Source organism: Sphingomonas pseudosanguinis (assembly GCF_014196255.1).
Taxonomy (GTDB): domain Bacteria; phylum Pseudomonadota; class Alphaproteobacteria; order Sphingomonadales; family Sphingomonadaceae; genus Sphingomonas; species Sphingomonas pseudosanguinis.
The window spans coordinates 59,261-73,478 of the sequence record NZ_JACIDH010000011.1; the positions used below are offsets into that span (position 1 = coordinate 59,261).

Annotated in this window: 10 protein-coding genes; 3 read left to right on the top strand and 7 right to left on the bottom strand. The window is 66.8% G+C overall.

Features of this window, described 5'->3' with window-relative positions:
- Nucleotides 1–49 precede the first annotated feature (49 nt).
- The 3 genes from GGR48_RS12290 (at nt 50) to GGR48_RS12300 (ending at nt 5,935) form a co-directional block, all read left to right on the top strand.
- Nucleotides 50–4,135: a translocation/assembly module TamB domain-containing protein gene (locus GGR48_RS12290; protein WP_183952218.1), complete on the top strand. Its 4,086-nt coding sequence runs from the start codon at nt 50–52 to the stop codon at nt 4,133–4,135.
- 48 nt (nt 4,136–4,183) lie between these two features.
- Complete coding sequence (locus GGR48_RS12295; RefSeq protein ID WP_183952179.1) at nt 4,184–5,158, top strand: quinone oxidoreductase family protein; 975 nt, start codon at nt 4,184–4,186, stop codon at nt 5,156–5,158.
- Between the two features lie 159 nt (nt 5,159–5,317).
- Nucleotides 5,318–5,935 (top strand): peptidylprolyl isomerase, encoded by a 618-nt coding sequence (locus GGR48_RS12300; RefSeq protein ID WP_183952180.1) that lies wholly within the window; start codon nt 5,318–5,320, stop codon nt 5,933–5,935.
- 51 nt (nt 5,936–5,986) lie between these two features.
- Here GGR48_RS12300 and GGR48_RS12305 read toward each other — a convergent pair whose 3' ends face one another.
- The 7 genes from GGR48_RS12305 to aroQ form a co-directional block, all read right to left on the bottom strand.
- Complete coding sequence (locus GGR48_RS12305; RefSeq protein ID WP_338110513.1) at nt 5,987–8,533, bottom strand: TonB-dependent receptor; 2,547 nt, start codon at nt 8,531–8,533, stop codon at nt 5,987–5,989.
- A 772-nt stretch (nt 8,534–9,305) separates the two neighbouring features.
- Nucleotides 9,306–10,718, bottom strand: a complete 1,413-nt coding sequence (gene glnA, locus GGR48_RS12310) for a type I glutamate--ammonia ligase (protein WP_183952181.1) — start codon at nt 10,716–10,718, stop codon at nt 9,306–9,308.
- Nucleotides 10,719–10,829: 111 nt separating this feature from the next.
- Nucleotides 10,830–11,168 carry a P-II family nitrogen regulator gene (locus tag GGR48_RS12315; protein WP_007405799.1) on the bottom strand — a complete coding sequence of 113 codons (339 nt, stop codon included), beginning with the start codon at nt 11,166–11,168 and terminating at the stop codon, nt 10,830–10,832.
- Between the two features lie 160 nt (nt 11,169–11,328).
- Nucleotides 11,329–11,664 (bottom strand): arsenate reductase (glutaredoxin), encoded by a 336-nt coding sequence (arsC, locus tag GGR48_RS12320; RefSeq protein WP_183952182.1) that lies wholly within the window; start codon nt 11,662–11,664, stop codon nt 11,329–11,331.
- Nucleotides 11,665–11,871: 207 nt separating this feature from the next.
- Nucleotides 11,872–13,224, bottom strand: coding sequence for an acetyl-CoA carboxylase biotin carboxylase subunit (gene accC, locus GGR48_RS12325; protein WP_183952183.1), 1,353 nt, complete (start codon nt 13,222–13,224; stop codon nt 11,872–11,874).
- Nucleotides 13,225–13,230: 6 nt separating this feature from the next.
- Entirely contained in the window at nt 13,231–13,719 is a 489-nt protein-coding gene (gene accB / locus GGR48_RS12330; protein ID WP_183952184.1) for an acetyl-CoA carboxylase biotin carboxyl carrier protein, read from the bottom strand.
- Nucleotides 13,720–13,733: 14 nt separating this feature from the next.
- Nucleotides 13,734–14,168, bottom strand: coding sequence for a type II 3-dehydroquinate dehydratase (gene aroQ / locus GGR48_RS12335; RefSeq protein WP_183952185.1), 435 nt, complete (start codon nt 14,166–14,168; stop codon nt 13,734–13,736).
- Between the last annotated feature and the right edge of the window lie 50 nt (nt 14,169–14,218).

The following is a 14,218-nucleotide window of genomic DNA, read 5'->3' on the forward strand; positions in this document are numbered from 1 at the left end:
GCCAACGCCGCCACCGCGCGGGCGGCGCTGGTGGCGGCGGCTGGCGATCATGGTCGCGGCGCTGGTGGGGATCGTCGTCGCGGCGCTGCTGATCGTCGACACGCCGATCGGCCATCGCTGGGTCGCGGACCGGATCGCGACCATCCGCACCGACAACGGCCTGCGCTTCTCGGTCGGGCGGATCGAGGGTTCGCTCTATGCGGACATGCGGCTGACCGATGTCCGGGTCTATGACCTCGACGGTCTGCTCGTCCGCGTGCCGAGCGCGCGGCTCGACTGGCGGCCCTGGCGCTGGGCGAAGGGCGCGCTCGACATCCGCCGGGTCGAGGCGCCGGTGGCGATGCTCTATCATGTGCCGCGCACCCGACCGACCGGACGGCAGGGTCCGATCCTGCCCGATTTCGACATCCGCATCGACCGGCTGCACCTTGAGCGGCTGATCCTGGCCCCCGCCGTGCTGGGGCGGAAGCGGGTGGCGCGGGTCGACGGGCGCGCCGATGTTCGTGACGGCCGCGCGCTCGTCCGGCTGGACGGCATCGTGGCGGGCAGCGATCAGCTTCGCCTGCGGCTCGACGCACAGCCTGACCGCGACCGGTTCGATCTCGACGTGCGGGCGGAAGGGCGCGCCGACGGCGTGCTGGCCCGTGCGATCGGCGCGCGTGCGCCCGTCTCGCTGGCGGTTGGTGGCGCTGGCCACTGGGCGGCATGGAATGGTCGCGCGCGCGGGTGGATCGGCGCGCAATCGGCGGTCGACCTGACCTTGTCGGCGCGCAGCGGGCGCTATGCGCTGGCGGGCCGGATCGCGCCGTCGCTATTGCTCAAGGGGCGGTTGCAGCGGCTGACCGCGCCGCGCGTCACCGTCGCGGGCGAGGCGGATTTCATCGATCGCCGGTTGAACGGCGCGCTCGCCCTCCGTTCGTCCGCCTTGCGGTTGCGTGCGCGGGGTGTGGTCGATCTGGGCGACAATCGGTTCGAGGGGCTACGGGTCGACGGCACGCTGGTCCGGCCCGAGGCGCTGTTCGCCAATATGAGCGGGCGGGCGATCGACCTGAGGCTGCGGCTCGACGGCGCGTTCGACCGCGCGGCGTTCGACTATCGCCTGGCCGCGACGCGCTTCGCCTTCGGCCAGACGGGGTTCGAGAATGCGCAGGCGGTCGGGCGCGGGCGGCTGAGCGGGGGCTGGCCGCTGACCCTGCCGGTGCGCTTCACCGCCGCGCGGGTGACCGGCGTGGGCGAGGTGGCGGGCGGCATCCTGCGCGGGCTGAGCGCGGCGGGCGATCTGCGCATCATGCCGCAGGCGATCACCGGGCCAAATCTGGCGCTGCGGTCGGACAAGCTGTCGGGGCAGATCGGGCTGACCATCGATCTACGCACCGGGCGCTATGACGTGCGGCTCAACGGCGCGCTGCAACGCTTTCTGATCCCCGGCCTGGGGATCGTCGATGTCCGCTCGACGCTGAGCGCGGTGCCCGGCGTCGATGGTCGCGGCACGCGGGTCGTCGGGCGAGGCGAGGCGCAGGTGCGGCGGCTGGACAATGGTTTCCTGCGCTCGCTGGCGGGTGGATTGCCGCACCTGACCACCGATTTGGAGCGCGGGCCGGACGGCATCTTCCATTTCCGCCGGCTGGTCCTGACCGGCCCCAAGATCCGCCTGACCGGCGAGGCGATCCGCCGGACCGACGGCACCTTCCGCTTCGTCGGCGGCGGGCGGCAGGCGAGCTATGGTCCGGTGCGGATGATCCTCGACGGGCGGATCGACCGGCCGACGCTGGACCTGATCCTGGCCGCACCCAATGCCGCGATGGGTCTGCGCGACGTCCACGCGCATCTCGACCCCAATGATCAGGGCTTCGCCTTTCGCGCCGCCGGTGGTTCGCGACTGGGGCCGTTCCAGGCGAATGGTGCGATCCTGCTGCCCAGGGGGCAGGACGCCGTCATCCAGTTCCAGCCGATCGCGGTCGCAGGTACGCGCGCCACCGGGACGCTAACCGTCGCCGAGGGCGGCTTTACCGGAAAGCTGGGCGTCGCGGGCGGCGGCCTGTCGGGCGAGTTGCTGTTCCGTCCGGCCGGCGACATCCAGCGGATCGAGGCGCATCTGGCCGCGCAACAGGCGCTGCTGTCGGGCGTCACCGTACGGCAGGGGCGGATCGACATGGTCGCGCTGCTCGATCCCGCCGGCACCTCGGTCGAGGGCAGCGCGGTGGCGCAAGGGGTGCGGCGCGGGGCGTTCAACATCGCCCGGTTGAACGGCACCGCCACGCTGCGCGGCGGCACGGGCGAGGTGCGCGTCGGTATCTCGGGCTCGCGTGGCCGCGCCTTCGCGATCCAGACCGTGACCCAGGTCGCGCCCGGCCGGTTGTCGATGACCGCGCAAGGCATGCTCGATGGCCGCCCCTTGCGCTTCCTGTCGCCCGCCGAGATCACGCGCGGCGACGATGGCTGGACGCTCGCGCCGACCCGGCTGAGCTTTGCCGGCGGCGAGGCGAAGATCGCTGGGCGGCTCGACGCCGGCGGCATGGAGGTCGAGGCCGGACTGACGCGGATGCCGCTCGCGGTCCTCGACATCGGCTATCCGGGGCTGGGGCTGGGCGGCAGCGCCAGCGGCACGCTGACCCTCCGCCAGACGACGGGCGCGCCGACCGGCAAGGTCGACCTGACCATTCGCGGGCTGACCCGCGCCGGCCTCGTCCTGACCTCGCGGCCGATCGACATGGGCGTGGCGGGCGTGCTGTCCGCCGACCGGCTGGGCGTGCGCGCGGTGATGGCGTCGGGCGGTCGCGTGATCGGGCGCGCACAGGCGCTGATCCAGCCTTCGGGGGCAGGCGACTGGGCCGGGCGGTTGCAGAATGGGCGATTGATCGCGCAGCTTCGCTATGCCGGGCCGGCCGATACGCTGTGGCGGCTGACGCGGGTCGAGATGTTCGACCTGTCGGGGCCGGTGGCGATCGGTGCGGACGTCAGCGGCTCGCTCGCCGCACCGGTCATTCGCGGCGCGGTGCGTGCGGTGGGGGCGCGGATCGAGAGCGCGACGACCGGCACGGTCCTGACCGACGTGCAGGCGACGGGGCGCTTCGGCGGGTCGCGCCTGGTCATCGATCGCTTCGCCGCCAAGGCCGGGCGCGATGGACGGGTGAGCGGCACCGGCCAGTTCGAATTCGCCGCCGCCAACGGCATCGGCCTCGACCTGTCGCTTCAAGCGGATCGGGCCGCGATGATTGCGCGTGACGACATCGCCGCGACCGTCTCCGGGCCGCTGGCCATCCATTCGGACGGATCGGGCGGCACCATCTCGGGCGACGTCGTGCTCAACAGCAGCCGCTATCGCCTGGGCCGCGCGACGGCGGCGACGGCGGTGCCGCAGCTCAACATCCGCGAGATCAACATGCCGGGCGGCGGCGAGGAGGATGACGTGCCGGTCAAGCCCTGGACGCTGGCGATCCGCGCGCGGGCGCCGGGCGGGTTGCTGGTCACCGGACTGGGGCTGAACAGCGAATGGTCGGCCGACCTGAAGATCGGCGGCGAGCCGGCCAATCCCGCGATCACCGGCCAGGCGACGCTGATCCGCGGCGATTTCGAGTTCGCCGGCCGCGACTTCGACCTGTCGCGCGGCGTCATCCGGTTCGGCGGCGAGGTGCCGGCCAACCCCGCGCTCGACATCGCCGCCAATGCCAATGTCCAAGGGTTGAGCGCGACGATCCGCGTCACCGGCACCGCGCTCAAGCCCGAGATCGGCTTCTCCAGCACGCCCGCGCTGCCCAATGACGAGCTGCTCTCGCGGCTGCTCTTCGGCACCTCGATCGCCAGCCTGTCCGCGCCCGAGGCGCTGCAACTGGCCGCCGCCGTGGCCGCGCTGCAGGATGGCGGCAACGGGCTGAACCCGATCAATGCGGTGCGGCGGGCGGCGGGGCTGGATCGCCTGCGCGTGCTGCCCGCCGATGTGCAGCAGGGGCGTGGCACCTCAGTCGCGGCGGGCAAGTACATCACCCGCCGGCTCTATGCCGAGATCATCACCGACGGACAGGGCTACAGCGCGACGCAGGTCGAGTTCCAGGTCACCCGCTGGCTGTCGCTGCTTTCGACCATCTCCACCCTGGGGCGACAGAGCGTGAACGTGCGGATATCGAAGGACTATTGAGGCGTTGGCGCGAGCCGAGCGACCCCGAAAAGCATAAGGAGCGAGCCGATGGAAAAGATCGCCTTCATCGAACGGACCGGTGGGCCGGACGTGATCCAGTGGCGCGACGCCGACCTGCCGCCGCCGGGCGCGGGCGAGGTGCGGATGCGCCACCATGCGGTGGGGCTGAACTATATCGACACCTATCACCGCAGCGGCCTGTACCCGATCGACCTTCCCGGCGGGCTGGGATCGGAGGCGGCGGGCGTCGTCGAGGCGGTGGGCGCGGGCGTGACCGCGTTCGAGGTCGGCGACCGGGTGGGCGTGTTCGGCCCGGCGCGCGGGGCCTATGCGACGGCGCGCAACGTCGCTGCCGATCTGCTCGTACCGCTGCCCGATGACGTCGATGATCGCACGGCGGCCGCGATCCTGCTGAAGGGTACGACGACCGCCTTCCTGATCGAGGATTGCGCGCAGGTGCAGGCGGGCTGGCCGGTGCTGGTCCATGCGGCGGCGGGGGGTGTCGGCCATCTGGCGGTCGGCTGGCTGAAGGCGATCGGCGCGACGGTGATCGCGACGGTGGGCAGCGAGGCCAAGGCGGAGCGTGCCCGTGCCGCCGGTGCCGATCATGTCATCCTCAACCGTACCGAGGATGTCGCGGCACGCGTTCGCGAAATCACCGATGGGGCGGGGGTGCCCGTGGTGCTCGACGGGGTCGGCAAGGCGACCTGGGAGGCTTCGCTGAACAGCGCGGCCCGGCGCGGGCTGGTAGTCAGCTTCGGCAATGCCTCGGGACCGGTCGATGGCGTCAATCTGGGCATATTGGCGGCCAAGGGGTCGCTGTTCGTCACCCGCCCGACGCTGTTCGACTATGCGCTGACGCCCGAGGACAAGCGGCGCCTGGCCGAGCGGATGTTCGCGATGCTCGCCAAGGGCGCGATCACGCCGGAGATCGGGCAGGAATTCGCGCTGACCGACGCCGCCGAGGCGCACCGCGCGATCGAGGCAGGCGAGACGGTGGGGAGTACGGTGCTGATCCCGTGAGGGTGGGGGCGTGGGCTTCGCCTTCGCTCAGCCTGAACGGAAGTTGGGGAAGACCCAACCATAAACGCCGTTCAGCCTGAGCGAAGTCGAAGGCCAAGGGATACACCCCGCCCCGAAACCCCGCTAACCTGACACCGACATCCGCATTCGGAGACCAGAATGATCGCGCTCCTCCCGCTCGCCCTGCTCGCCGCCCAGACCGCGCCCGCCATACCCCCGGCTCCGGCGACGACCGAAGCCCCCAAGCCCGTCATGGTCCGCGTCGCGATGCAGACCAGCCTCGGACCCGTGGTCATCGACCTCGACCGCACCCATGCGCCGATCACCACCGCCAATTTCCTGCGCTATGTCGACCAGCATCGGCTGGACGGGGTGACCTTCTACCGCTCGGTCCGCGTCGCGCCCGATTTCGGCTTCGTCCAGTTCGGCATCCAGAACGAACCCAAGCGCATCCTGCCTCCCATCGCGCATGAGCCGACGACCAGGACCGGCATCAAGCACAAAGACGGTACCATCTCGATCGCGCGGCTGGCCCCCGGCTCGGCGCGGGGCGACTTCACCATCATGGTCGGCGACCAGCCCTCGCTCGACGCCGATCCGTCGAAGCCCGGCGACAATCTGGGCTATGCCGCCTTCGGCCATGTCGTCGAGGGGATGGACGTGATCCACAAGATCCTCGACCAGCCTGCCGACCCCGCCAAGGGCCCGTTCAAGGGCGAGATGCTCGCCGCCCCGGTGAAGATCCTGTCGGCCAAGCGGATAACGACGGCGAAGTAATCTCCGGTCCTGGGGCGCGCGACGGTCACTCGCCGCCGCGCGCCCCGTCGATCAGAATTCGAAATGCACGCTGCCGATGACCGTCCGGCCATTGCCGAAGTTCAGCCAGCCGCCATTGCCGACGCGCGGTGCCGACCAGACATTGCTGTAATAAGGCCGGTCGAACAAGTTGGTCACGTTGAGCTGGAAATAGGTCTTGGGCAGCCCCACCGCGGCCAGCCCGATCTGCGCGTCGAGGTCGACCAGCGTATAGCCGGCGGAGATCGCGTCATTCTCGTCGGTGATGAAACGATCGCCGACATGCTTGGCGCTGATGCCCATGACCAGGCTGGGCAGGGTGATCTGCGCCCGGGTGCCATATTGCCAGTTGGGCGTGTCGACCAGCTGCTTGCCCTCGGTCGCGATCAGGATCGCACCGGTGGCGCCGTTCCGGACATTCTCCTTCACCGTCGACTTCAGATAGGAGCCGAAACCATAGAGCGACAGCCAGGGCGTCGGGTTGACCGACAGGGTGGCGTCGACACCCTTGCTGTCGACCCGCCCGACATTGCGGCTGGCGCTGATCGTCCCGCCGCCCTCCAGAGGCGCGGTGGTGGTGACGATGCGGTTGTCGTAACGGATGAACCAGCCGCCCAGCTGAGCCTGGACGATACCGGTCGTATAGCGCAGGCCGAGGTCGAAGGCGTCGGTTCGTTCGGGCACGGCCTCCTTGTCCTTTAGCGAAATGACCTTGTCGTCATAGGAATAGATGTCGGTCGTCGGGGCCGAGAAGCCCCGGTTCCAGCTGGCATAGAGGCTGGCCGCCGGGTCCATCTGCCACACCAGCCCGACATTGGGCAGGAAGGCGCGGTATTCCCGGATACGCCCCGAATAGGGCGGGCCGAAACCCGCCGTCCGGCTGTCGGCCGCGACCTGTTGCGCGGTCTGCCCGGTGCAATAGGCTTCGCTGCCGCTGTTCGGGATGGTGTAGCAGGCGTTGCTCATGTTGCGGCGATAGAAGGCGGCGCGCAGGCCGACCGTCAGCGACAGGCTGTCGTCGATCGGACGGCCGCGATACTCGCCCGACAGCTGGTGCAGGATCGAGTAGGTCAGGCGATTGCGCTTGTTCAGCACCCCGCCGGCGGCGTCCAGCACGGCGCTATCGCTGTCGCTCGATATGCCGAAATAGGATTTGGGCCGGCCGTCGGGATTGAGATAGCCCGCCTCACCGGTCTGGCGCGTGCGCGCCCGGTCCCAGGTATAGGTCAGGCGGACGAGATTGCCCGCGTCGATGTCATATCGCAGGCCGGCGATCCCGATCAGGCGATGGGTCTGGGTGTTGGAGGGGTAGAAGACGCGGACATAGTCGAGCAGGTCGCCGTCGCCATTCAGATCGCGACCGGATGCCTGCCCCGCGCCGACCCGTCCATATTGGTTGCGCGACACCCCGGACTTGGACGCATTGGCGTCGCTTTCGGCGAATACGGTCGAGCCGCCGCCATTGGCCAGGGTGTAGCTATAGCCGCCATCGATGGTGAAGGTCAGGCGATCGTTGAGCGTGAACAGGCTGTTGAAACGCAGATTGCCGGTATCCACCGGGTTGATGTTGATCGTCCGCGCATTGGTGCACAGCGTACGATCGTCCTGCACGGTGCCCGCGCCGGGCGTTGCCGAAGCCAGCGCGCAATTGGGGGAATTGAGGAAGGCCCCCGCCTTCAGAATCCGGTCATATTGCGGCTGCGTGAGGTCGATCCGCACCGGGTTGGCGGTGGTCGCCGAGGCGAGGGGGAGGGGATTGCCCAGCGCCTGGTTGATCTGCGCGACCGAGGGGTTGCCATAGCCGCCATTGCGATGCTGGTAGAAGAAGCCCGCCAGCGAGATGAAGTCCTTGCCCGCGCCCAGCGGCTGATAGACGCGCGCGTTGTACTGGCTCTTGCGGGCGAACGAATAGGGGAAGAGCGCGTAACGCTGGTTGCTCGCCGACACCCAGGCCCGGGTGCCGCTGTCGTTCAGGTCGCCCGTGTTGATCATGCCGAAGATGCGGTTCATATTGCCCCGGCCATGCGAATAGACCGTGGTCGCGCTCGGCCTTTCGGTGGGCATGATCGTGCGGTAATTGACCGTGCCGCCCGACGCGCTGGCGGTCGGTGTGTCGACATCGGTCGAACCGAAGCTGACATTGACCGACTCGACCAGTTCGGGGTCGATCTGCTGGCTGGAATAGATGGCATAATTGCCGGCGTCGTTCAGTGGCAGGCCGTCAAAGGTGAAGGCGATGCGCGACTGGTCGAAACCGCGGATGCGGATCGTGCCGCCATTGCCGCCATAAGGATCGCTGGCGACATAGTTGACGCCGGGCACCATGTTGATGGCGTTGAAGATCGACTGGCCGGGGACGGTATGCTCGATATAATCCCGCGTCACCACCGCGCGCGCCTTGGGCGCGTTGGGAATCTCGATGCCGGTGCTGTTCTGCTTGGCGGCGGTCACGATGACCTCGTTATCCGCCTTGTCCTCCGCCGCGATGGTACCGGCGGTCTGCGCCAGCACGACATGCGGCGCCATGAGCAACAGGCAAGCGCCACCGGCTCCGGCCGCGCGGATGATATGCAGGTTCACGATAGTCCCCCAGAGATTTTGATGTGTCTGGGCGATGCTTACCGATCATTTGGGTCGTTTTGGTTGCAATTTTCATAGGCAAAATGTGATAGTTTTTGCCACATTCATCGAAATTGGCGACGAGAATACGCGATTGGCGCGAGATGTTGCTGAATCTGTGGAATAAATGATGCTCTGACGATGCAAGTCGGACATGTCTTCGTCCGTGACATTCGTTGCGAATTTTCCGAACATTTTATCTGTTCGAGCCATCCACGATCACAGGTTTCGTGTTCGGCTAGAGAAGGATGACATGAGATGAATCCGTCATTGCGCGCGTAGCGAAGCAATCCAGAGCGTCTCGCCCGGACACTGGATTGCTTCGCTACGCTCGCAATGACGGATTGGGTCAAACTGACGTCATCCCGCTCTAGGCGTTGCCCCGGGAAAAAGCGGATGTCTGACGGCGCACGGTGAGTTCCATGCTTAGGCCGGATCGAGATTCATCTCATTCCTCCCCTGGAAGGGGAGGTGGCAGGCCGAAAGGCCTGACGGAGGGGTGTCCTGGTCCGAGAGATTGGACCGCATCCGCGACCGGGGACATCAATCCACCATCCTCTTCTTACTGGCGAGGAAAGAAGGGACGGTAGCCTGAACGTCGATCCGCGCTAGGACCCACCGTCAGACGGATGACGATGCGGCTGGCTGCTAACCGCGATTGCCATTCCCGCCACCCAAAAAGAAAGGGGCCTTGCGGCCCCTTTCCCCGTAGTGACATCGGTCAGTGGCTGGATCAGCCGCTGTAATACATGTCGTATTCGACCGGGCTGGGAGTCATTTCCCAGCGCATCACTTCGCTCATCTTCAGCTCGATATAGCTTTCGATCTGGTCCTTGGTGAACACGTCGCCCTTCAGCAGGAAGTCGTGATCGGCGGCCAGCGAGTCGAGCGCTTCGCGCAAGCTACCGGCGACCGTGGGAACCTGGGCCAACTCGGCCGGCGGCAGGTCGTACAGGTTCTTGTCCATCGCCTCGCCCGGATGGATCTTGTTCTGGATACCGTCCAGACCCGCCATCAGGAGAGCGGCATAGGCGAGGTACGGGTTGGCCAGCGCGTCGGGGAAGCGCACTTCGACGCGCTTCGACTTCGGGCCGGTGCCGTACGGAATGCGGCACGACGCCGAGCGGTTGCGCGCCGAATAGGCGAGCAGCACCGGCGCTTCGTAACCCGGGACCAGACGCTTGTACGAGTTGGTCGACGGGTTGGTGAAGGCGTTCAGCGCCTTGGCATGCTTGATGATGCCGCCGATGAAGTACAGGCAGGTTTCCGACAGGCCCGCATAGCCGTTGCCGGCGAACAGCGGGGTCTTGCCTTCCCAGATCGAGAAGTGGGTGTGCATGCCCGAGCCGTTATCTTCCTTGATCGGCTTCGGCATGAAGGTCGCGGTCTTGCCATAGGCATGGGCGACCTGATGCACGACATACTTATAGATCTGCATGCGGTCGGCGGTCTGGGTCAGCGTACCGAAGGTCAGACCCAGCTCGTGCTGCGCGGCGGCAACTTCGTGGTGGTGCTTGTCGCAGGGCAGGCCCATTTCGAGCATGGTGGTGACCATCTCGCCGCGGATGTCGACCGCCGAATCGACCGGCGCGACGGGGAAGTAACCGCCCTTGGCGCGCGGACGGTGGCCGAGATTGCCGCCCTCATATTCGCGGCCGGTGTTGGTCGGCAGCTCGATATCGTCGATCTTGAAATAGGACGACGAATAGGTCGTGTCGAACTGCACGTCGTCGAACATGAAGAATTCGGCTTCCGGGCCGACATAGACGGTGTCGCCGATGCCGGTAGTCTTCACGAACGCCTCGGCGCGCTTGGCGGTCGAGCGCGGATCGCGGGCGTACAGCTCGCCGGTCGACGGCTCGACCACGTCGCAGAACACGATCAGCATCGGGGTGGCCGAGAAGGGATCGGTGTAGACGGCGTCGAGGTCCGGCTTCAGGACCATGTCCGACTCGTTGATCGCCTTCCAGCCTTCGATCGACGAACCGTCGAACATCAGGCCGTCGGTCAGCTCGTCCTCACCCAGGATCGAGGCGACCATGGTCAGGTGCTGCCACTTGCCCTTCGGATCGGTGAAGCGCAGATCGACCCACTCGATCTCTTCGTCCTTGATCTGGTTCAGAATGTCGCTGGCCGTTTTCGCCATGTGCCGTTCTCTCTCTGCTTTGATCCGTGCCCCGGAAGAAGACCGGGACCGGTGGTACGTTTTTAGGCGGGCTGGGTGTCAGCCCGGTGACGTTCAAGGGATCGGGATGCGTCAGATCGCCGCGTCGTCGCGTTCGCCCGTGCGAATGCGCAGCGCCGTCTCGACCGGAATGACGAAGATCTTGCCGTCGCCGATCCGCCCGGTCTGCGCGGCGGCGGCAATCGCCTCCACCACGCGTTCGGCCAGACCGTCCTCGACGACCACTTCCAGCTTCACCTTCGGCAGGAAGTCGACGACATATTCGGCGCCGCGATACAGCTCGGTATGGCCCTTCTGGCGGCCGAAGCCCTTGGCCTCGGTGACGGTGATGCCGGATACGCCGATCTCGTGCAGCGCTTCCTTCACCTCATCGAGCTTGAAGGGCTTGATGATCGCCTCAATCTTTTTCACGCGCCTGACTGTCCCCGATGGTGTTCGAACCCTCGCCCGACCGCCTGCTTAGCAGGGATCGTGCCAACTGCCTTGCCCTCGTGGAAGGGCAGGAATTCGTCAAGAAATGCGCCCGAAAAGCGGGCAGGATATGGTTCTCTGCTCAAATAACAGGCAGCGGTCACAGGATGCCCCGAACGGATTCGGGCGGTCGGGCGATGACCACGCCCTTGGGCGTCTCGACCAGCGGGCGCTCGATCAGGATGGGATTGGCCGCCATCGCGGCGAGTACCGTCGCGTCATCGGCCTGGCCAAGCGCCTTGGCCTCCGCCTCGCCTTTGCGCAGGCCATCGCGGGGCGACAGCCCGGCCTTGGCATAGAGGCGCGCCAGTTCGTCGGCACCGGGCGGGGTCTTTAGATATTCGATCACCGTCACATCGGCGCCTGCCTCGTTCAGCAGGGCCAGCGCCTCGCGCGACTTGGAGCAGCGCGGGTTGTGGAGGATCGTCGCCTTCATCGCCGATGCTTGTGCCATGGGCGGCGGGGAATGTGGAGGGGTATTTGGAAAAAACGAGGGTCGGTAGGGCCCCTCCACCACGCCCTTCGGGCGCGGTCCCCCTCCCCATCAGAGATGGGGAGGAATGGGCTCGCTGCGATCCTCCCCATCCTTGGATGGGGAGGGGGACCGCCGGGCGTTAGCCCGGTGGTGGAGGGGCTGGAGGGCTTACGCGCCCTGCTTGGCCAGCCATTCCTCCAGCCACTTGATCGTATAGTCGCCCTTCTGGAACTCGGGGTCGTCGAGCAGCGACTGGTGGAGCGGGATGGTGGTCTTCATCCCCTCGATCACGAACTCCTCCAGCGCGCGGCGCAGGCGACGCAGCGCGCCTTCGCGGGTCGTGCCGTACACGATCAGCTTGGCGATCATGCTGTCGTAATAAGGCGGGACCTTATAGCCCTGATAGAGGCCGCTATCGACGCGGACATGCATGCCGCCCGGCGCGTGGTACATCTTCACCGTGCCCGGCGAGGGGGCGAAGGTGCGCGGGTCTTCCGCGTTGATGCGGCATTCGATCGCGTGGCCGCGGAACTGGACGTCCTCCTGACGCAGGGTCAGCGGATGCCCTTCCGCAATGCGGATCTGCTCGCGCACCAGGTCCAGGCCGGTGATCATCTCGGTGACGGGATGTTCGACCTGCAGACGGGTGTTCATTTCGATGAAATAGAACTCGCCGTCTTCCCACAGGAATTCGATCGTGCCCGCACCGCGATAGCCCATATCGGCCATCGCCTTGGCGACCACGCCGCCCATGCGCGCGCGCTCCTCGGCCGTGATGATCGGCGAGGGGGCTTCCTCCAGCACCTTCTGGTGGCGACGCTGGAGCGAGCAGTCGCGCTCGCCCAGATGGATCGCCTGGCCGTTGCCGTCGCCGAACACCTGGAATTCGATATGCCGGGGGTTGCCCAGATATTTTTCCATGTAGACGGTCGAGTCGCCGAACGCGGCTTTCGCCTCCGAACCCGCCTGCTGCATCAACGTTTCGAGCTGGTCTTCGGACGGCACGACCTTCATGCCGCGACCGCCGCCGCCGCTGGCCGCCTTGATCAGCACGGGATAGCCGATCTCCGCCGCGAGCGCCTTGGCCTCCTCGACATCCGAGATCGCGCCGTCCGAACCGGGGACGAGCGGCAGGCCGAGTGCACCGGCGGTACGCTTGGCCTCCACTTTGTCGCCCATGATGCGGATATGTTCGGGCTTGGGACCGACGAAGATCAGGCCGTGCGCCTCGACGATCTCGGCGAACTTGGCATTCTCGGACAGGAAGCCATAGCCGGGGTGGATCGCGTCCGCGCCCGAAATCTCGGCCGCCGAGATGATGTTCGGGATGTTGAGATAGCTGTCACCGGCCGCAGGCGGGCCGATGCACACCGCCTGGTCGGCGAGGCGCACATGCATGGCATCGGCGTCGGCCGTGGAATGCACGGCGACGGTCTCGATCCCCATCTCGTGACAGGCGCGGTGGATGCGAAGCGCAATCTCACCGCGATTGGCGATCAGGAGTTTCTTGATCTGCGCCAAGGCGGCTTACTCGACGACGACCAGGGGCTGGTCGAATTCGACCGGCTGGCCATTCTCGACCAGGACGGCGGTGATGGTGCCAGCCGTTGTCGCGGTGATCGGGTTCATCACCTTCATAGCCTCCACGATCAGCAGCGTGTCGCCGGCGGCGACTTTCTGGCCGACCGAGGCGAAGGGCTTGGCACCCGGCTCGGCCGCCAGATAGACGGTGCCGACCATCGGCGACTTCACCGCATTGGCGTTCGCCGCCGGTGCCGAGGCGCCGACTTCGGCGGTCGCGGCGGCGGCGACGGGCGCGGCCGCCGGGGCAGGGGCCGCCACGGGCGCTGGCGCGTAACCCATCTGGGCGACGGCCGCGGCCTTGCGCGCGACGCGGATCTTGCGGTCGCCATGCTCGACCTCGATCTCGGTCAGGGCGGTGGCGTCGAGCAGCTCGGCGAGCTGACGGACGAGGTCGACATCGACCTTCATCGCTTGTTCAGTCTTTTCGGTCATGGGACGCGCTCCTGTCAGAACCGGGCGGCGGCTTCAAGCGCGAGCAGATAGGATTGCGCGCCAAAACCGGCAATTGTGCCTTTTGCGGCACGCCCGATGAAGCTCTCATGACGGAATGGCTCCCGCGCATGAGGGTTGGATAGGTGAACCTCGATCACCGGGGTCGTCACCGACTTGATCGCGTCATGGATCGCGATCGAGCTGTGGGTGAAGCCCCCGGCATTGAGCAGCACGGCTTTTGCCTCATAGGCCTGGGCCTCGTGCAGCCAGTCGATCAGATGGCCTTCATGGTTGGACTGGCGCATGTCGATCGCCAGATCGAGCGCGCGCGCCCGGTCCTCGAGCATCCCCGCAATATCGTCCAGCGTGTCATGGCCATAGATATGCGGTTCGCGCAGGCCGAGCAGGTTCAGGTTGGGGCCGTTGAGGACGAAGACGGTCGCGGACATCCGCACTCCCATGGTTGCGGCTCGGAAGGGCCGGGCCTAGATCGAGGGCC

Excerpts from the sequence above, each read along its gene's own strand:
- GGR48_RS12300 (WP_183952180.1), top strand. The coding sequence starts at position 5,318 with ATGATCGCGCTCCTCCCGCTCGCCCTGCTCGCCGCCCAGACCGCGCCC.
- GGR48_RS12295 (WP_183952179.1), top strand. The coding sequence starts at position 4,184 with ATGGAAAAGATCGCCTTCATCGAACGGACCGGTGGGCCGGACGTGATC.
- accB (WP_183952184.1), bottom strand. The coding sequence starts at position 13,719 with ATGACCGAAAAGACTGAACAAGCGATGAAGGTCGATGTCGACCTCGTC.
- GGR48_RS12290 (WP_183952218.1), top strand. The coding sequence starts at position 50 with ATGGTCGCGGCGCTGGTGGGGATCGTCGTCGCGGCGCTGCTGATCGTC.
- glnA (WP_183952181.1), bottom strand. The coding sequence starts at position 10,718 with ATGGCGAAAACGGCCAGCGACATTCTGAACCAGATCAAGGACGAAGAG.
- aroQ (WP_183952185.1), bottom strand. The coding sequence starts at position 14,168 with ATGTCCGCGACCGTCTTCGTCCTCAACGGCCCCAACCTGAACCTGCTC.
- arsC (WP_183952182.1), bottom strand. The coding sequence starts at position 11,664 with ATGAAGGCGACGATCCTCCACAACCCGCGCTGCTCCAAGTCGCGCGAG.